This is a genomic window from Bacteroides sp. 3_1_13 (assembly GCF_001185845.1).
Lineage (GTDB): Bacteria > Bacteroidota > Bacteroidia > Bacteroidales > Bacteroidaceae > Bacteroides > Bacteroides xylanisolvens.
In genome coordinates this window covers 731,139-748,396 of record NZ_KQ236955.1, presented here as the reverse complement: position 1 = coordinate 748,396, position 17,258 = coordinate 731,139, and the positions used below count along the sequence as shown (strand labels likewise).

16 protein-coding genes are annotated in these 17,258 nt (G+C 40.1%); 8 read left to right on the top strand and 8 right to left on the bottom strand.

What is annotated here, in order from left to right:
• Nucleotides 1-205 precede the first annotated feature (205 nt).
• Nucleotides 206-706, bottom strand: coding sequence for a hypothetical protein (locus HMPREF9009_RS02830; RefSeq protein ID WP_008023417.1), 501 nt, complete (start codon nucleotides 704-706; stop codon nucleotides 206-208).
• A gap of 289 nt (nucleotides 707-995) precedes the next feature.
• On the opposite strand from HMPREF9009_RS02830, the gene HMPREF9009_RS02825 reads away from it, so the two are divergent.
• The 8 genes from HMPREF9009_RS02825 to HMPREF9009_RS02790 all read left to right on the top strand — a co-directional run bounded on the left by HMPREF9009_RS02825 (nucleotide 996) and on the right by HMPREF9009_RS02790 (nucleotide 9,450).
• Complete coding sequence (locus HMPREF9009_RS02825; RefSeq protein WP_008023415.1) at nucleotides 996-1,895, top strand: helix-turn-helix transcriptional regulator; 900 nt, start codon at nucleotides 996-998, stop codon at nucleotides 1,893-1,895.
• A 60-nt stretch (nucleotides 1,896-1,955) separates the two neighbouring features.
• Complete coding sequence (locus tag HMPREF9009_RS02820) at nucleotides 1,956-2,981, top strand: hypothetical protein (protein ID WP_032811928.1); 1,026 nt, start codon at nucleotides 1,956-1,958, stop codon at nucleotides 2,979-2,981.
• Nucleotides 2,978-4,240, top strand: a complete 1,263-nt coding sequence (locus tag HMPREF9009_RS02815) for an MBL fold metallo-hydrolase (RefSeq protein WP_008023411.1) — start codon at nucleotides 2,978-2,980, stop codon at nucleotides 4,238-4,240. Before HMPREF9009_RS02820 ends, HMPREF9009_RS02815 begins: the two co-directional genes overlap by 4 nt.
• Nucleotides 4,237-4,806 carry a metallophosphatase domain-containing protein gene (locus HMPREF9009_RS02810; protein WP_008023408.1) on the top strand — a complete coding sequence of 190 codons (570 nt, stop codon included), beginning with the start codon at nucleotides 4,237-4,239 and terminating at the stop codon, nucleotides 4,804-4,806. The genes HMPREF9009_RS02815 and HMPREF9009_RS02810 overlap by 4 nt, the downstream gene beginning before the upstream one ends.
• Before the next feature lie 247 nt (nucleotides 4,807-5,053).
• A complete protein-coding gene (locus HMPREF9009_RS02805; RefSeq protein WP_049701381.1) occupies nucleotides 5,054-6,331 on the top strand; it encodes a DUF3575 domain-containing protein in 1,278 nt (425 codons plus the stop codon).
• Nucleotides 6,332-6,340: 9 nt separating this feature from the next.
• Nucleotides 6,341-7,342: a DUF5119 domain-containing protein gene (locus tag HMPREF9009_RS02800; RefSeq protein ID WP_008023405.1), complete on the top strand. Its 1,002-nt coding sequence runs from the start codon at nucleotides 6,341-6,343 to the stop codon at nucleotides 7,340-7,342.
• A 54-nt stretch (nucleotides 7,343-7,396) separates the two neighbouring features.
• Nucleotides 7,397-8,395, top strand: a complete 999-nt coding sequence (locus HMPREF9009_RS02795; protein WP_008023403.1) for a fimbrillin family protein — start codon at nucleotides 7,397-7,399, stop codon at nucleotides 8,393-8,395.
• A gap of 215 nt (nucleotides 8,396-8,610) precedes the next feature.
• On the top strand, nucleotides 8,611-9,450 hold the full coding sequence (locus HMPREF9009_RS02790; RefSeq protein ID WP_008023401.1) for a helix-turn-helix domain-containing protein: 840 nt from the start codon (nucleotides 8,611-8,613) through the stop codon (nucleotides 9,448-9,450).
• A 450-nt stretch (nucleotides 9,451-9,900) separates the two neighbouring features.
• Here HMPREF9009_RS02790 and tnpC read toward each other — a convergent pair whose 3' ends face one another.
• The 7 genes from tnpC to HMPREF9009_RS02755 all read right to left on the bottom strand — a co-directional run bounded on the left by tnpC (nucleotide 9,901) and on the right by HMPREF9009_RS02755 (nucleotide 17,203).
• Nucleotides 9,901-11,466, bottom strand: a complete 1,566-nt coding sequence (gene tnpC, locus HMPREF9009_RS02785) for an IS66 family transposase (protein ID WP_008023400.1) — start codon at nucleotides 11,464-11,466, stop codon at nucleotides 9,901-9,903.
• An 86-nt stretch (nucleotides 11,467-11,552) separates the two neighbouring features.
• Nucleotides 11,553-11,903 carry an IS66 family insertion sequence element accessory protein TnpB gene (gene tnpB / locus HMPREF9009_RS02780; protein WP_008023397.1) on the bottom strand — a complete coding sequence of 117 codons (351 nt, stop codon included), beginning with the start codon at nucleotides 11,901-11,903 and terminating at the stop codon, nucleotides 11,553-11,555.
• Nucleotides 11,891-12,292 carry a hypothetical protein gene (locus HMPREF9009_RS02775; protein ID WP_008023395.1) on the bottom strand — a complete coding sequence of 134 codons (402 nt, stop codon included), beginning with the start codon at nucleotides 12,290-12,292 and terminating at the stop codon, nucleotides 11,891-11,893. Before HMPREF9009_RS02775 ends, tnpB begins: the two co-directional genes overlap by 13 nt.
• Nucleotides 12,293-12,608: 316 nt before the next feature.
• The gene (locus HMPREF9009_RS02770; protein WP_004298485.1) at nucleotides 12,609-13,364 is read right to left on the bottom strand and encodes a succinate dehydrogenase/fumarate reductase iron-sulfur subunit; all 756 of its coding nucleotides are present in this window, start codon (nucleotides 13,362-13,364) and stop codon (nucleotides 12,609-12,611) included.
• Between the two features lie 36 nt (nucleotides 13,365-13,400).
• On the bottom strand, nucleotides 13,401-15,380 hold the full coding sequence (locus tag HMPREF9009_RS02765; RefSeq protein WP_004298483.1) for a fumarate reductase/succinate dehydrogenase flavoprotein subunit: 1,980 nt from the start codon (nucleotides 15,378-15,380) through the stop codon (nucleotides 13,401-13,403).
• A gap of 37 nt (nucleotides 15,381-15,417) precedes the next feature.
• Nucleotides 15,418-16,122, bottom strand: a complete 705-nt coding sequence (locus HMPREF9009_RS02760; RefSeq protein ID WP_004298481.1) for a succinate dehydrogenase/fumarate reductase cytochrome b subunit — start codon at nucleotides 16,120-16,122, stop codon at nucleotides 15,418-15,420.
• A 211-nt stretch (nucleotides 16,123-16,333) separates the two neighbouring features.
• Nucleotides 16,334-17,203 carry a helix-turn-helix domain-containing protein gene (locus HMPREF9009_RS02755; RefSeq protein ID WP_008023393.1) on the bottom strand — a complete coding sequence of 290 codons (870 nt, stop codon included), beginning with the start codon at nucleotides 17,201-17,203 and terminating at the stop codon, nucleotides 16,334-16,336.
• Nucleotides 17,204-17,258 lie beyond the last annotated feature (55 nt).

Genomic DNA, 17,258 nt, shown 5'->3' with positions numbered 1-17,258 from the left:
TTTGAACTCTGACAGAGGTGATTTCCAGTTTTAGGGATTTGTTAGACAGCCCCTTTCTTTTGCGTATAAATTCAATGTAAAGATGATCATGAAAGTTCTTATTTGTTGTAACTGGATGGATATTTATCGGTAGTAGAATGGAATGTTTAATATGGAATGAGCGTATTTTGTAAAAAATGCGAAGATCAGAGCAAAAAAGGCTGATTTATCTTGTTCTTTCTATAATTAAGTATAATTGGTTGAATTTCACGATTGGACGGCCAAGGTAATTGGAGGTGCTGTAACCGTTCGCTTTTGCCCAATCTACGATTTTGTTACGCAGCTTTTCTGGATAATAGATTGTAAGCAACTTTTTCTCTATCTGGTCTCTCCATGATTCTGGTAAACTTATGTTGTTAAGGTGGCTAATTGAGGCAATGCCAAGAGCGAGAGCAACGATACTATGGGTGAAGTCTCCACTTTCGGGTGTAGGTTCTATCTGTAAATTCTGTTTCACTCCATCCACGAGGCTCTTGATAGCAAGAATATCTTGGGTGAGGTTGAGCTCTGAGATGAGATCAACCTCTACTTTTGCTAATTGATGAAATAGATCTCCTTTCTTTGCGCCAAGTAGTTTTAAACCCCAATCAATTTGGAAACGCAGAGATTCTACAGCTCTCTTTATATTGAGAGCATCTTTTTTCTTTGGATTTTTTTTGTATGCCATGACGAATAGAATGTTAAAATGAGTGTGCAAAAATAATGGTGAAGTATGCAGAAACGTTGCACACATAAAAAAAATTGCTATAAATTAATATATTTAGGTGGTATGCAGTATTTTTGCATACAAAAAAGTTAACTTTGTACTAAATAAGATTATGAATTCTACCCTATAAAACATGCTATCAAGATATCTAAAGTAGGAAAAACAATTAGATGAGATATACAAAAAGGGTTTAAGCAATTGAATAATAGAAAATAGTAATAATATTTTGAAAATCACGGAAGTTTAGAAAATGATAAGTAAAACCTTCAACCGCTATATCTGGTTGCTCAACACGCTGCTTCAGCATCGCAGATTAACTTTTGAAGAGATAAGCTGTCGATGGAAAGATAGTTGTCTCGGTGATGGTAGACCGCTTGCATTACGTACATTCCACATGCATAGAGAAGCTATTGCAGAACTTTTTGGTGTAGAGGTCGAATGTGATACCTCCAGCTATGAGTATTATATTTCTTCTTCCAGTCAACTGAAAAATGACAAGACTCGTCAGTGGTTGCTTAACTCCTTCACTGTGTCTAATATGATAGAAGCAGGGCGCAACATGAAAGATCGAATTTTGTTTGAGGAAATTCCTGAAGGAACTGAATATCTCCAAACAGTCATAGATGCAATGCAACGAAAAAAGGAATTGAAGATTGATTATAAACCTTTCAATGGTCATCAGTCAATATTTCACTTGCAGCCATACGCTATGAAGGTTTACCATCAGCGTTGGTATGTAGTCGGTTATCTCAAAGAGCAGGAAGGAATAAGGAATATTGCCCTTGATCGTACTTTGGAAATGGAATTGACAGATGACTCATTTATACTCCCCAATGATTTTGATGCAGAAGAATATTATGCTCATACAGTTGGCATATTTGTCAATGACAAATTGAAGCCACAGAAAGTAGTTGTTCGGGCATTCGGTGTTCATGTGGAGTATATGCGTTCTCTGCCACTGCATTTCTCTCAACAAGAGATAAGGACAGAACACAAAGAGTACAGCGACTTTGAATACCAACTTTGCTTAACTCCAGAGCTAACAAGTCAGTTACTTGCTATGGGGGAAAAGATCGAAGTTATGGAACCAATAGGGCTGCGTGAAGAAATTAGAAAACGACTTTTTGCTGCCATAAATAGATATAAATAGAAAAATAATGGCGTGCAGAGTCTTAGCAGAGATCAATAATACACAGTTATAAACTCTAAAATGGAGAAATTGAAAATGGTTAATAATTACACAATAAGAACAACCTATTACGATAGGAAAATGGATGAAAAGTTGCTAACCCAAATAAACGAGCGGTTTCCTTGGATCATCAGTTATGTTAAATCACATAATTGTTTAGATTTCCAGACTGGAAATGATCCTAAAACTAATCGTTCTTGGTTTTCTATATATAGAGGTACTGGACGTATACTAACCTTTCGTAGTCATTCGGGTAAAGTTAATGAATTATGTGATGTAGCCGAGGCTTACAAAGAATTAATGCAACCAGATTTTTTTAGAAATCCAACACCGGATCAGTTTGACACATATTTAACGAAAATCGCTTCCACGGAAAAATTCAAAAGATACTATGAGGATACAAAAGGAGTTCGCAATGAAGGATTTTATCAGACATTAATAGGACGTCGTTATACGTTCGAAGTTAAAGATACTGATGATTTTATTCTTTTTGACAAGGAACTAGTTATCGGTTTTAAAACAAAAGACATAAAAGATGAATGGAATAAGGAAATCGTAGACCAACAAACATTGAAAATTGAACAATTAAGAAAGACGTACAATGGAACACTCCCTGAAGAAATAAAACCTGAGTATGGTGAATTTGACTTCCTTGGTCTAAATACTAATGGAGATATATTGATAATGGAACTTAAACAAAATGATCCTGCTAAGACTGCATTGTCGCCCATTCAAACTTCATATTACTATCTACAGTTTCAAAAATTAGCTAGAGAAGATGATAAGTTGTACCAACGAATAAAAGCAATGATCGAGCAAAAAATAGATTATGGACTTATCGATTCCAGTTACAAAAATAAAATACCATTAAAGCTTTCCGGAAGAATAATACCGTGTGTAATTGTAGGAGAAGACAATAGACTATCTGAAACAATCTGCGAAAGATATAGATTTATTCGTGATTTATTTTTGCCGGAAATGAAAGCATACACATACATACGCGAGGAGGGTACTCTCGTTACATCAGAAAAATTAGAAGCAGAATGAATCTTATTATTCATCGTGGGGCTGACCAGATAGGTGGTTGTATTACAGAAATATCGACTGAGAATTGTAAAATTCTTATAGACTTCGGTAGCAATCTTCCTGGTTGCAAAAAAGAAGAACTGACAGAAGAACAAGTAAAATCAATCATAGGAAATGCTGATGCCGTATTCTATACACATTATCATAGTGATCATGTTGGTTTGCACCATCTGATACCAACAAATGTCCTTCAATATATAGGAGTAGGAGCAAAAGAAGTTATGCTCTGCAAATATGACGCTTTGAGGGGGCACGGAGATTACTCCAAACAGATTGAAGCAATAGAGCGTATGGAAACCTATTGTGCGGCAAAACGTATTGATGTCAGTAAGAAAGGGAAGATTTTCGTTACTCCCTATTTTGTTAGTCATTCTGCTTTTGATGCATATATGTTCTTAATAGAATGTGAGGGAAAGAAGATATTGCACACAGGAGATTTTCGCAGACATGGCTATATTGGCAAAGGTCTTTTTCCTACTTTGAAGAAGAATGTGGGAGAAGTTGACATACTTATAACAGAAGGAACAATGTTAGGAAGAAGTCAAGAATGTGTGATTTCAGAGAGCGAAATACAGAAGAATATTATAAAGGCATTGCGTGAACACAAGTATGTCTTTGCCTTGTGTTCGTCAACTGACCTTGACCGGCTTGCAACATTCCATGCGGCGTGTAAAAAGACTGGACGTATATTCTTAGTTGATGAGTATCAAAATAGGGTCCTTAATGTATTCACGAAATATGCAGGATGCAAATCTGATTTATTCCAGTTTAATGCTTTCAAGCTAATCAATTATAGAACTGTCAATGTTAGAAACAAGCTACAGAAGGAAGGGTTCTTAATGCCAATTCGAATGAGTAGTGGCTATTTGCTTAAGGGAATGCTCGATATATATAATGATGAAAAACCGTGGTTGATATATTCTATGTGGAGTGGCTATGCAAAAGAGGGTAAAGACTACACAAACAGCGATGTTATAAATATCCGTAATCTGTTTGGCGATAGAATATTAGATGGAACAATGGATGGTGTTCACACAAGTGGACACGCTGATGTTGAAACATTAAAAGAAGTCTGTCAAACTGTTCATCCTCGTATTGGAGTCATACCTATACATAAAGATGAGAACTCACGATATGATAGCATTAGTGGAATTTCTTCATACTTTATATTCGACGAAGGTGATGTTGACATACATGACATTCATATTTCTGTAAAATGAAAATACTTCAAATTTCTGATACACATAATCAGCATCGGCAGTTGACCGATCTTCCAGCTGCTGATGTCATTGTACACTGTGGCGATTTTACGGACAATGGTACAGAGGGAGAAGTGCTTAACTTTCTCAACTGGTTCATCGAATTATCCTATCCTCACAAAATCTTCATAACTGGTAATCATGACCTCTGCCTTTGGGAGGCTGAAGGCATTGAAGATTTGCCTAACAATGTATACTTCCTTCAAGATTGTGAATGTGAGATTGATGGTATTAAGTTCTTTGGTTTGGCATATAACCATCCTGAGACTTTGATATCAAATGATGTTGACGTGCTCATTACCCATGAACCTCCTATCATGATACTTGATGAATCAGCAGGAATTCACTGGGGAAATGTATTACTTCGAAACAAGGTTTACGAGGTAAAGCCACATTATCATTTGTTCGGTCACGCTCACGAAGGATATGGTACATTCAAGGATGAGCACATCATTTTCTCAAATGGGGCAATACTTGATGACCACTACAACTCTTGCCATAAACCTAAACTGATTATCTACAAATAGGTCGAAACTATAGTTTTCCCAATAGTTGTTGACTGACAAGACAAGCTTTTGACTAGTAGATACACAGAGAATCGATTTATAGTCGATAATCTGTGTATCTTTTTTTATTTATGACTGACTTTAGTTACCCAAACTTGCAAAATCGTTCCAATCGTTTCACAGAACCTTTCATGCCTTTGTTTTTGTTCTAAAAGTATGATTCGATTTGTTTTCTAACTTCTATATTTGTCATCAGAAACGAACGACAATGAAACATGGTATCTATATATTGACTATTCTTATGGCTTTATTAAGCCTTCCAGAAAGTGGGTATGCTTCGATTCCATTTTTCGCTGTTGCGAATGATACAATCCGGCGGGCAGTGATATATTTTGATGCGAATGAAGCGAAGGTGGATCTTAGTTATAAAGATAATAATCAGGCAATTACAATTTTAGATTCTTTGCTTCTCGGAAATTTGAATACGAAATATATAACAGCGCTGAATGTGAAAACTTTTGTTTCTCCTGATGGTGATGAATCTTATAATAGAAGTTTGGCTGCTCGGAGAAATGATTCGATAAAGGAATTCTTACAACGGTATAATTCGGATGTTAGTGTTGATAAGATTCATTTTTTTTCAGAGGGAGAGGATTGGTCGGAGTTTCGTAAGTTGGTGGCATCCGACTCCAACTTGCCAGATCGGGAAGAAGTGCTGATATTGATTGATTATCATAAGAATGATGTCAATAAACGGGAACAACTGTTGCGAAAATTGAATCGGGGAATTGCTTACCGATACATTGTTCGCAATATCTTTCCGGAGCTGCGAAGATCGGTTATTACGATTGTCGGAGAAACTTCGAAATTAGGTAAAGAGGCTTTTGAACCGGTATCTTCTGTCTCCGGGTTGTTTGTTTCAAAGCAGGAAGAGGCGCTTCCGAAAGATCAACCTGATAAGCCTGTGGGAGAAAGTGAAGAAAAACAGGCCTGTGAGGTCGATATATCGGAGGCAGAAGGGCCGGTGAAAAGCCAAACTGTACTTGCAGTGAAGAATAATCTGTTATATGATTTGGCATTGGCGCCAAATATAGAAGTGGAAATTCCGATAGGCAAGAGGTGGTCTTTGAATACTGAATATAAATGTCCGTGGTGGCTGAATAGCAAACATGATTTCTGCTATCAGCTCCTTTCGGGAGGGATGGAAGGACGTTGTTGGCTGGGAAACCGTCAGAAACGCGACCGATTGACCGGACATTTTATCGGACTTTATGCTGAAGGCGGGATATATGACTTCCAGCTGCGTGGAGACGGCTATCAAGGTAAGTATTACGGAGCTGCGGGAGTGACTTATGGATATGCACGGCAATTGGCACGGCATTTTTCCCTTGAATTCAGTCTTGGCATAGGGTATTTGACAACAGAATATAAAAAATATACTCCTTATGAGGGAGATATTATATGGACAAATAGTGGGCGTTATAACTTTATTGGTCCTACCAAGGCGAAAGTTTCTTTGGTATGGTTGATAACAACAAAGAAATAGGAGGGCGTAATGCGAAATACAAGATATGGGTTTCTTGTGCTTTTGTCCTCGCTGCTGATGCTAACTGGATGTAGCCGTCGCGATATATTGGATGATTATCCCGTAAGTGGGGTAGATATAAAGCTGGATTGGGATGGAGTGACAGATCAACTGCCGGAGGGAGTTCGGGTGATTTTTTATCCGAAGAACGGAGATGGCAGGAAAGTAGATAAATACCTTTCGGTACGAGGTGGAGAAATGAAAGTTCCTCCGGGGAGGTATTCGGTAGTAGTCTACAACTATAACACGGAATCTATACGAATCAGGGGCGAAGAGTCTTATGAAACGATAGAAGCCTATACGGGAAACTGTAATGGTTTAGGGATTGAAGGAACGGAAAAGATGGTTTGGTCACCGGATTCATTGTATGTGTTGAATATAGATGAGCTGGAAATAGAGAAGAGTGAAGAAGTGCTTCGCTTAGACTGGAAGTTGGAATCTGTGGTGAAGAAATATTCTTTTGCAGTAGAGGCTAAAGGTTTGGAGTATGTTGCAACAGTGGTAGGAAGCATTGATGGATTATCCGATTGTTACTGTATAGGCAAAGGTCGTGGAGTATGTAGCTCACAACCTATCTACTTTGAGGTAAGGAAGGGAGACAATAAGGTAACGGCATCTTTCACCGCTTTCAAACAAGTAAAGGAAATGACAATGCCGACGCGAATGTCAACATCAGAGAGAGAAACTTCTAGTGAGAAAGATGCTATAATATTAATATTGAAATTTATCAAAACAGATAATACAGTTCAGGAAGCAACAATTGATGTTACTGAAATAATAGGTACACTTGAAAATGCTGGAACAGGGGAAGATGGAAAACCAACCCCACCACCGGAGATTGAGTTACCGCCTGATGATAAGATTGAGGTTGATAAGCCGGAAACACCACCGAATCCTGATGGAGGTGGAGGAATGGGCGGCAATGTTGATGGATGGGGACCCGAAGATAATGTTGAGTTACCCGTGAATTGAAATAGAAGCTATAAACAAAATATAACAATATTATAAACTTAAAAAAATACAGTTATGAAGAAGATTTTATTGGCAGTTACAGCTGCTTTGGCAATTACGGGTTGCTCACAGAATGAAGAATTTGAGAATGCTGGACAGAATGCAGTCATAAACTTTGAGAGCATAGTCAGTAATGCTACAAGAGCCACGGAGATGAAGCTCGATGAATTAAAAACTCAAGGTTTTCATGTTTATGCATATAATACAGGTGATGCTGTTGTTGGAACTGGAACTTTAAATAAGTCGATAATGGAGAATGAACCTGTTTCATGGAATTCGGGTGACAATAAATGGACATCTAATAATGCATATTACTGGCCTTCTCAGGGAAAAATCCAATTTTTTGCATATTCTTCTTCTCGGTCATTAACACTAACAGCTACTGATACAGATCAGTATCCTACATTGGTTAATTATCAAATTGCTGATACGGCACCTAATCAGGAAGATTTGCTTGTGGCTAAAGTTACGGATAAGACAAAAGCAGATTTGAGTGTTAATTTCACGTTCTCACATGTACTTACACAGATTCAATTTGCTATAAAATCAAAGCTTGATGATAAGTTAACATATACTGTATCTAAAATAGAAATAAATGGAGTGAATGATAAAGGAACATATAAATATGCTGATAATGTTTGGACTTCTTTGGAGGGATCTGCAACATATATTTATCCTTTGGATGATATTACTACTACAAATAATGCAGTTCAGGGAACAACGAGTAAAAATATTGGTACTGAATCTTTAATGTTATTGCCTCAAACATTGACAACAAGGAAAATGTTAGTAAGCTATAATGTTACTGATAAGAATGGTGATGAAGTGTATACAACAGGAGCTACTCCTAAAGAAGTTGATTTGAAGGATGCTATATGGGGAGTAGGTAAAAGTATACGTTATACATTGTCTCTAACAAATGATGCTGCAACTATTGGGTGGGATGTTACTGATGTAGATAAATGGGCTGATGAGGATAATCAGGAAAAAGATCCTGTGGCTCCTGCAGTGTAATAACTAGTTGCATAGGAATGTAGAATGCTTGAACATATCTTAATTTAAGAATCTTGAAGCCTAGTTTTTCAAATCAGAAAAACTAGGCTTCAAGATGTTCAAGTGAGTATCTCTTATCTAACCTCTTTTTCACTTTTCTCTTTTTTTTTATGGCAATATGAAAGATTTCATATATTTTTGCTGGCAGCATAAACAAAAACAAACACAGTCAGCGTATGCCATCTATTTGTCAAGGAACCTGGGATTGTCAAATATGTCCAAAAGCGGTGAGTAATGCCATTACTCATGTGATTTATCAGCGTGGTTTTCATAAACCGGCTCAAAAGTGTGAAGAAAATCTTATCCTTTTTTTGATGAAGGGAGAAATACTGGTCAATAGTAAGGAATATGCGGGGACAATGCTTAAGGAAGGTGAATTTATCCTTCAGGCCATTGGTTCTATGTTTGAGATGCTTGCTATGACTGAATGTGAGTGCATTTATTATCGTTTTATCCAGCCCGAACTGTTTTGTGATTTCCGTTTCAATCATATCATGAAGGAAGTATCTCCTCCACTTATTTATACTCCATTAAAAATAATTCCAGAACTGCAATATTTCCTCAATGGGTCTATCACTTATCTGAAAGGGGATAAAGTCTGTCGGGATTTGCTATCTCTGAAACGAAAAGAATTGGCGTTTGTATTGGGATACTATTATTCCGATTATGATCTTTCGAGCTTGGTGCATCCACTCTCTAAATATGTAAACAGTTTCCAATATTTCATTATTCAAAACTATAAGAAAGTAAAGACTGTGGAAGAACTGGCACAATTGGGTGGATATACCCTTAGTACATTCCGTCGTATCTTCAATAACGTCTTTCATGAACCTGTTTATGAATGGATGCTGGCGAGACGTAAAGAGGGCATTCTGGACGATTTGAATAACTCTAAATGTAGCATCTCGGAGATATGCTATAAATATGGTTTTGAATCTTTACCCCATTTTTCTAATTTCTGCAAGAAATCTTTTGGTGCCTCTCCACGTAATTTACGTAGGCAAGACATTTCATAAATGCAACTATGTAAAATAACTGCGGTTCACCGGTTTCACCCAATTCTCTAAATGCCGATGAATAAGGTAACAGCGGGTGAAAGCAAGGGAGAAATTCAGGTGAAACTGAACCTTCCCGGTTTCACCTATTGAGTTTATTCATACCGACTGTTGGACATATAGATCCAAGGTGTTGGATATATAGCTTCAAGATGCTGGATATATAGATGCAACAACTCAAGTATTAACACATGAGAACTAAGGTGTTAAGACTTGGCGGCCAAAGTATTACATCCGCACAGTTCACTCATTAACACCTGAAAGCGGATTTGCTATAAGCATATCCGGATTAGCTATAATGATAATTGTTTTAGCTCAAGGGATATTTTAATAAGACAGGTGAAAGCGGTAACGTAAGCGTCTCCGCGATTCTATATAGTTTGCTAAAATAAAAAGGCTAATGCTCCCTTTTTATCCATTAGCCTTTTCCCATCTGTCAGGAAGCAGTTCCCTGTATTTTTCAAGTGGTGTGTTTGGTTGCCATTCAGCTGTTCTGTTTATCACATCCGTGAGATACTCAAATAGATTCACTTTATGCATCCTACAGGTGAGTGCTATCGTGTAGAGTATGGCGCCTCGTTCGGCTCCCTTATGGCTGCCGAAGAACAATGAGTTTTTTCTTGATAAGGATATGTACCGGTTCATCCGTTCAACTATATTGTTGTCCAGGTAAGTGTCACCATAATTAAAGATGTCCACCACTGCATTCCACTCATTGCGAAGATAGGTGATAGCTTCTTGTAGTTCGCTCTTTGGTAATAAATCCCCCCGCTCTTCTATTTCATCAAACACATCTTTTATTTCTCCGAGTATGTCCGGCGCATACTTTTTTCGATGCATAAGATTCTGTTCTACTGTCCATCCATCAACCCCAACTTTATGCTTATGCTCGTTTTGATAAAGAGTGTTTATCAGCTCCACGATTCTTTTTGCATCCGGGTCATTCTCACCGCAATCTATAAATTTCCGTTTTATATGTTGCAAGCACGGGATGCGTGTGATATTGGGATAAGCATCGCTTTCGAGCTTCCGGTAAGGTGAGTAGCCATCGCTTTGTATGATACCTTTGCAACTGCCTAATTCGTTAAGAATAACTCTTTCAGACCGGGAGCCGTCATCATAGAGCAGGTATATCATCCTGGTGTTTATGCCGACAACCACCCAAAGGTATCCCTTTCTAACTCCTTTTCCCTTACTGTTCTTTTCCGGGACGAGTATTTTGTAATAGGTTTCGTCGGCTGCCTTATAAGGATCACTCAAAGCTGTCTGCCGGATACACTTATAAAGATTTTCGAAGAGGCCTGAGGCTTTTTCTATCAACTTATGAGCCGTAGGTTTCTTCAGCGTAAAGCCATGACCTTCGAAGTAGTTGATGATTCTTTCAACAGGTAGCGATTGTATATAACGTAATTCCATCAATCCGGCAATAAATGAGCCGTCATAGCTGGAATTTAAGAAAGCCGCGACCGGGGTTTTTCCCTCAAACAGGCGACCGTCTTGCGTATAGGTGTGTATCTTGTAGACGTGCTTGATGAAGCGCATGGGTACACATTCATAGCGGACGCATATTCTGGGAGCGGTAGTAAACAACCGGGCTTTATTGATGTCAAAATCGGGATCATCAGGATAAACGACATGTTCTTCTTCCTCCATCTCATAATGCATGTCACGTTTGGCACCATTGTTCTTTCTGGCTTTACGCTTATCTGCTTTTTCAGCTTCTCTCTTCTGCCGCTCTTCTTCGGACATGGCAGGTTGGGGAGCTTGTTGCTGTTCGGATGTGTTGGATACAAGTTTGGCGAGCCCCTTAGCAAGGCGCTGTTGTTTGCTAAGAGATTCGCCTTTTTGAAGGAGTGCTTCTTTAAGGGAAGAAACCTCTTTTATCAAAGCATCTACTTGCCCCAAGAGTCTGTTGTTGTCATCTCGTAATCTCTTGATCTGTTCCTTCAATAACTCTATGATCTCATCCTTTTTCATGGTATAAAGATATAAAAAATCAACGAGTTGACCAAATAAATCGGATGATATACTTAGTACAAATAATTAACAATCAACATATTATATTAAATCCTGAAACGTTTTCGCAACCGTACAGACTTCAATGACACTCCATTTAAGATAAAAGACAAAACCTGATAAGAAATCTCGTAATTGCCTGTATGGGGGTTAAATGTTGGTAACTCAAAACTTCCACCCTCGAGGCGCTTGTAGTACAGAAGAAAGCCATCGCCATCCCAACGCAGTATTTTTACACTTTGTCGGTTTTTGCCAAAGAATAAAAATATATCTCCGGAAACGGGAGACAAGTCCTTCATTTCCAAGCGTATAATTTTGAATAAACCGTCGATGCCAAGGTTCATACGAACAAAGCCCTGGTACAGATAGTATCGATTGGCTGATGTTAGAGAATACATGGATCTCCCTCCTTTCTTTCGTAATCGAGCAACATTTTAATAACACCACCGAGTGTGGCCCGTTTGACCGAAATGGTGGTTCCACTGTTAAACGTGATTGTGATCCCGGCAAGACTAAACTCTTCTTCCGACGACATGGCGGGTGCTATTTGAGTGAACGCAGGAGAGGTAGTGCTCAGTGGGGACGGCTCAACGCCGCCATAATAATCACGAACCACATCTGCCTTAGCTTGTTTAACGCTATAGCCCCGTCGGGACATCCAGGAACTCATACCTCCAAAAGTGGTATGCTGCTCGCGGCAAACATCCGCTAAAGAACAATTGTAGTCTGTTTTTAAGACTTCTTGGAAACGTTTCCAAGTTCTTCTAAATCTATTTTCTAAATCCATAATGCTTCATTTTTATACCTCGCAAAGATATGAGAGCTAAAAACGGACAGCAATATAGAATCGCGGAGACGCTTACGCGGTAACGAATGATTTTACCTTATTTCAATCCTCGCTTTCACCCGTAATTCTCTCATTCATAACAGTTTTGGCTATAAGGTGAAATCGGTGAAACTTATGAATTAAAAGTTCATGTTACTGATCCGTATTAATAATAATTGTGGTCTACTCATACATAAAGAAATCCCCTGTCGGACTAGCCGGCAGGGGATTCTGTCATTAATCAAATTAAGCTCTCGCTATTGAAATCTAGCAATTTCTAGTCTTTTAATTTTGCGATGATGAAGTCGCGGTTCAAGCGAGCGATGTTGCTGATAGAAATATTCTTCGGACATTCAGCTTCACAAGCACGAGTGTTTGTACAGTTACCGAATCCCAGTTCATCCATCTTTGACAACATAGCTTTTGCACGACGCAAAGCTTCCGGTTTACCTTGCGGCAGCAAGTTCAACTGGCTGACTTTGGCAGAAACGAACAACATAGCAGAACCATTCTTACATGCAGCTACACAAGCACCGCAACCGATACAAGAAGCAGCATCCATAGCTTCGTCAGCGATAGGTTTCGCGATCAGGATAGCGTTAGCATCCTGCGGAGCACCTGTGCGTACGCTTACATAACCACCAGCTTGCATAATCTTGTCGTATGCAGTACGGTCTACCATCAAGTCTTTGATGACAGGGAAACCAGCCGAGCGCCAAGGTTCAACAGTGATGGTGTCACCGTCGTTGAAACGACGCATATAGATCTGGCAAGTAGTAGCACCTGTTGCAGGACCGTGCGGGTGTCCGTTGATGTAAAGAGAACACATACCGCAGATACCTTCGCGGCAGTCATGATCGAATACTACCGGTTCTTTTCTTTCGCTGATGAGCTGTTCGTTCAGAATATCCAGCATTTCGAGGAAGGAAGTATCACCGGGGATATCTTTCATTTGGTAGGTTTCAAAAGCACCTTTAGCTTTCGGACCAGCTTGGCGCCATACCTTCAGTGTAAATGATATATTTTTATCCATTTTCTTCTAATTCTTTTAAATGTTTAACTTCACCGATTAGCTCTTGTAGTTACGAGTCTGAACCTTGATAGCTTCGTATACCAGCGGTTCTTTGTGCAATACCGGAGCCTTTTCATCATCACCTTGATATTCCCAGCATGCTACATAGAAGAAGTTTTCGTCATCACGTTTTGCTTCTCCTTCTTCAGTCTGGTATTCTTCACGGAAGTGACCACCACAACTTTCGTTACGGTTCAATGCGTCGTAAGCAACAAGCTCACCCATAGTGATGAAGTCGTACAGACGGATTGCTTTGTCAAGCTCTACGTTCATACCTTCCTTAGAACCGGGGATAAACAAGTTCGTTTCGAATTCCTTGCGGATTTCTTTCAGTTCGGCGATACCTTTCTTCAGGCCTTCTGCCGTACGTCCCATACCTACATATTCCCACATGACATGACCCAGTTTCTTGTGGATAGAATCAACAGATTCTTTACCCTGGATGCTCATGAACTTGTCGATCTTAGCTTGAACAGCTTTTTCAGCTTCAGCGAATTCAGGAAGATCGGTAGAGAAACGAGGAACAGTGATCTGGTCTGCCAGATAGTTCTGGATAGTGTAAGGCAATACGAAGTAACCGTCAGCCAAACCTTGCATCAATGCAGAAGCACCGAGGCGGTTTGCACCGTGGTCGGAGAAGTTACATTCACCGATAGCGAACAGACCCTTGATAGTGGTTTGCAGTTCGTAGTCTACCCAGATACCACCCATTGTATAGTGGATAGCCGGATAAATCATCATCGGGTTATAATATTTCACACCACTGATTTCTTTAGCCAGTTCGCCCGGATTAACGTCAGTGATTTCTTCGTACATATCGAAGAGGTTACCATAACGTTGAAGAACAACGTCGATACCCAAACGGTTGATAGCTTCAGAGAAGTCGAGGAATACGGCCAAACCTGTGTTGTTTACACCGAAACCAGCGTCGCAACGTTCTTTAGCGGCACGGCTGGCAACGTCACGCGGAACCAGGTTACCGAATGCCGGATAGCGGCGTTCCAAATAATAGTCGCGGTCTTCTTCCGGAATATCACTTCCTTTGATTTCGCCTTTCTGGAGTTTTACAGCATCTTCTTTCTTCTTCGGAACCCAGATACGACCGTCGTTACGGAGAGATTCAGACATCAAAGTCAGCTTAGACTGCTTGTCGCCATGTACCGGAATACAAGTCGGGTGAATCTGAACGTATGCAGGATTTGCGAATACAGCACCCTTGCGGTAGCAAGAGATAGCAGCTGTACAGTTACAACCCATAGCGTTAGTAGACAGGAAGTAAGCGTTACCATAACCACCAGTAGCGATTACTACAGCGTGAGCGGCGAAACGTTCCAATTCGCCTGTTACAAGATTTTTTGCGATGATACCGCGGGCACGTCCGTCAACGATGACAACATCCTGCATTTCGTAGCGGGTATACAGTTTAACAGTACCTACGTTTACCTGACGGCTCAATGCAGAGTAAGCACCCAGCAGCAACTGCTGACCAGTCTGGCCTTTAGCGTAGAAAGTACGGGATACCTGTGCGCCACCGAAAGAACGGTTATCCAGTGTACCGCCATATTCGCGAGCGAAAGGAACACCTTGCGCTACACATTGGTCGATGATAGCGTTAGACACTTCAGCCAGACGATATACGTTAGCTTCACGGGCACGATAGTCGCCACCTTTTACAGTATCGTAGAACAGACGGTAAACGGAGTCACCGTCATTTTGATAATTCTTTGCAGCATTGATACCACCCTGTGCAGCGATAGAGTGTGCACGACGGGGAGAATCCTGAATACAGAAATTGAATACTCTGAAACCCATTTCACCAAGTGAAGCAGCGGCAGAAGCACCTGCCAGACCCGTACCCACAACGATGATGTCCAAACGACGTTTATTAGCGGGGTTCACCAATTTCTGGTGAGCTTTATAGTTGGTCCATTTCTCAGCCACCGGGCCTTCTGGAATTTTTGAATCTATCTTGATCATAATATTATTTACAATTTAATCATTTACAATTTACTATTTAGCAAGCACCGCCACAAATCAGTGTTTTCACGAAGAATACCACTACTACCAGTGCGAAACCGAGTACAACAATCGTAGAATAGATGTTAGAAATACATTTCCAACGATTGATCCATACTTTGTTGTTCCATCCCAGTGATTGCATAGAGCTCCAGAAACCGTGAGTCAGGTGGAACCACAAAGCAAACAGCCAAACGAGGTAAAGAACTACGTAAACCGGGCTAGAGAAAGTCTGCTGGATGTGATAAGCACCGTTAGCGGCATAAGCCAGCGTCAGTGTATCAGCGTGCATGCCCATGTTGTGCATCAGTTCCGGCAACTGCATTTTTGCCCAGAAGTTGAAGAGGTGCAAACCAAGACCTACGATAACGATCAGACCCAGCACCAACATGTTTTGAGATGCCCATTCTACAGTTTTTGGTTTGTCAACCACTGCATAGCGTTCGCTACCACGCGCTTTGCGATTCTGCATTGTCAGCCAGAATGCGTAGATGATGTGAATCACAAAAAGAGCGGCTAGTCCTGCGGTAGCCACTAACGCATACCAGTTTGCTCCCAGGAACTCACAAATCATGTTGTAACCATCAGCCGAGATGATTGCAACCAAGTTCATCGCCATGTGAAATGTTAGAAACAGGACAAGGGCGATACCGGTAACGCTCATCACCACTTTCCTTCCTACAGATGAATTACTTAACCACATAAATGATTGAATTTAAATTATTTAATTGTTAGAACTAAAATTTCGACGTTTTACACCTCTTACAGACTGCAAAAATAGGGGAAATAGATTGATTGAGCAAGGAATTAAAGAAATAATTCTTTAATAATGAATCAATGCGCTAATGTATCAATATGCCAGCCAGTATGCGCGCATGGTGCAACTGATTGGCACATTAGTAGGATGAGGCTGTTTATTGTACTTTCCCGATTTTCTCACCGCCGGCTGCTTTCTTGCGTAAAGCGCGTGGGGTATCTCCGAAAGAGTCTTTACAAAAGTGGGCGAAATGCGACAGGGAGTCGAATCCGTATCTGTTACAGATTTCAGTGATTCGCATTTTGGTGTGCTGTAGGTCTTCCAGGATTCCTTCCCGTTTCTTTTCCAGTATCCATTCGTATACGGGCACACCATAGAGGTTTTTGAATAGTCGGCGGAAAGTAGTGGTCGTATATCCTCCCAGATGCGCAAATTCTTCCACGTTCTTCACCTTGCTGTAATTCTGCATGACGAAATAGTGGAAACTTTCCGTATAAGTGCTGATCGGATAGAAGAATGAACTCAGTTGGGGCAGCGGATAAAAGTTGGTAATCAAGAAAACCAGTTCTTTGCATTTTAAGTCGATATACTTGCTGCAAGGGTTTTCCTCAGCGAGGAATTCGGGCATACTGGTGACAAGGTGGTAAAGCCTTTCGCTCATAATCAGTGGAGTGTAGGTCAAAGGAGCTTCCGCCTGTTCCATCATTTCCCTATATCGGTCTTCGCAAAGCAAAGGCAGTTCGTTGAACCAGTAGACAACGTATTCAACATCTGTCAGTGCCAGTATTTCGACCTTGGAGCCAATAGCTTGCAAAACAATTTGTCTCTCGCGTAACGTTATTCCGGGATGCTCTTCGCTATTGATAAGTAATTCGCCCTTTATCATAAAAAGCATACAATTCTGCGTACACTTATCCTTGGGGATATGCTCTCCTTTAGGTAAGTTTCTATATACAAGGATATTCTCAACATTTTTTGGACATCCCGTACAGTTGGTATATTGTATGCAAAATGAATCTCCTGGCATGAGTTTTATGCGTGATTTATTATCTTAACGGAACAAAGATAGGCTTTTTTTGCGG

What these genes read in the sequence shown, in the direction of transcription:
- HMPREF9009_RS02830 (WP_008023417.1), bottom strand. Translation starts at nt 706, where the DNA reads ATGGCATACAAAAAAAATCCAAAGAAAAAAGATGCTCTCAATATAAAG.
- HMPREF9009_RS02825 (WP_008023415.1), top strand. Translation starts at nt 996, where the DNA reads ATGATAAGTAAAACCTTCAACCGCTATATCTGGTTGCTCAACACGCTG.
- HMPREF9009_RS02820 (WP_032811928.1), top strand. Translation starts at nt 1,956, where the DNA reads ATGGAGAAATTGAAAATGGTTAATAATTACACAATAAGAACAACCTAT.
- HMPREF9009_RS02815 (WP_008023411.1), top strand. Translation starts at nt 2,978, where the DNA reads ATGAATCTTATTATTCATCGTGGGGCTGACCAGATAGGTGGTTGTATT.
- HMPREF9009_RS02810 (WP_008023408.1), top strand. Translation starts at nt 4,237, where the DNA reads ATGAAAATACTTCAAATTTCTGATACACATAATCAGCATCGGCAGTTG.
- HMPREF9009_RS02805 (WP_049701381.1), top strand. Translation starts at nt 5,054, where the DNA reads ATGAAACATGGTATCTATATATTGACTATTCTTATGGCTTTATTAAGC.
- HMPREF9009_RS02800 (WP_008023405.1), top strand. Translation starts at nt 6,341, where the DNA reads ATGCGAAATACAAGATATGGGTTTCTTGTGCTTTTGTCCTCGCTGCTG.
- HMPREF9009_RS02795 (WP_008023403.1), top strand. Translation starts at nt 7,397, where the DNA reads ATGAAGAAGATTTTATTGGCAGTTACAGCTGCTTTGGCAATTACGGGT.
- HMPREF9009_RS02790 (WP_008023401.1), top strand. Translation starts at nt 8,611, where the DNA reads ATGCCATCTATTTGTCAAGGAACCTGGGATTGTCAAATATGTCCAAAA.
- tnpC (WP_008023400.1), bottom strand. Translation starts at nt 11,466, where the DNA reads ATGAAAAAGGATGAGATCATAGAGTTATTGAAGGAACAGATCAAGAGA.
- tnpB (WP_008023397.1), bottom strand. Translation starts at nt 11,903, where the DNA reads ATGTATTCTCTAACATCAGCCAATCGATACTATCTGTACCAGGGCTTT.
- HMPREF9009_RS02775 (WP_008023395.1), bottom strand. Translation starts at nt 12,292, where the DNA reads ATGGATTTAGAAAATAGATTTAGAAGAACTTGGAAACGTTTCCAAGAA.
- HMPREF9009_RS02770 (WP_004298485.1), bottom strand. Translation starts at nt 13,364, where the DNA reads ATGGATAAAAATATATCATTTACACTGAAGGTATGGCGCCAAGCTGGT.
- HMPREF9009_RS02765 (WP_004298483.1), bottom strand. Translation starts at nt 15,380, where the DNA reads ATGATCAAGATAGATTCAAAAATTCCAGAAGGCCCGGTGGCTGAGAAA.
- HMPREF9009_RS02760 (WP_004298481.1), bottom strand. Translation starts at nt 16,122, where the DNA reads ATGTGGTTAAGTAATTCATCTGTAGGAAGGAAAGTGGTGATGAGCGTT.
- HMPREF9009_RS02755 (WP_008023393.1), bottom strand. Translation starts at nt 17,203, where the DNA reads ATGCCAGGAGATTCATTTTGCATACAATATACCAACTGTACGGGATGT.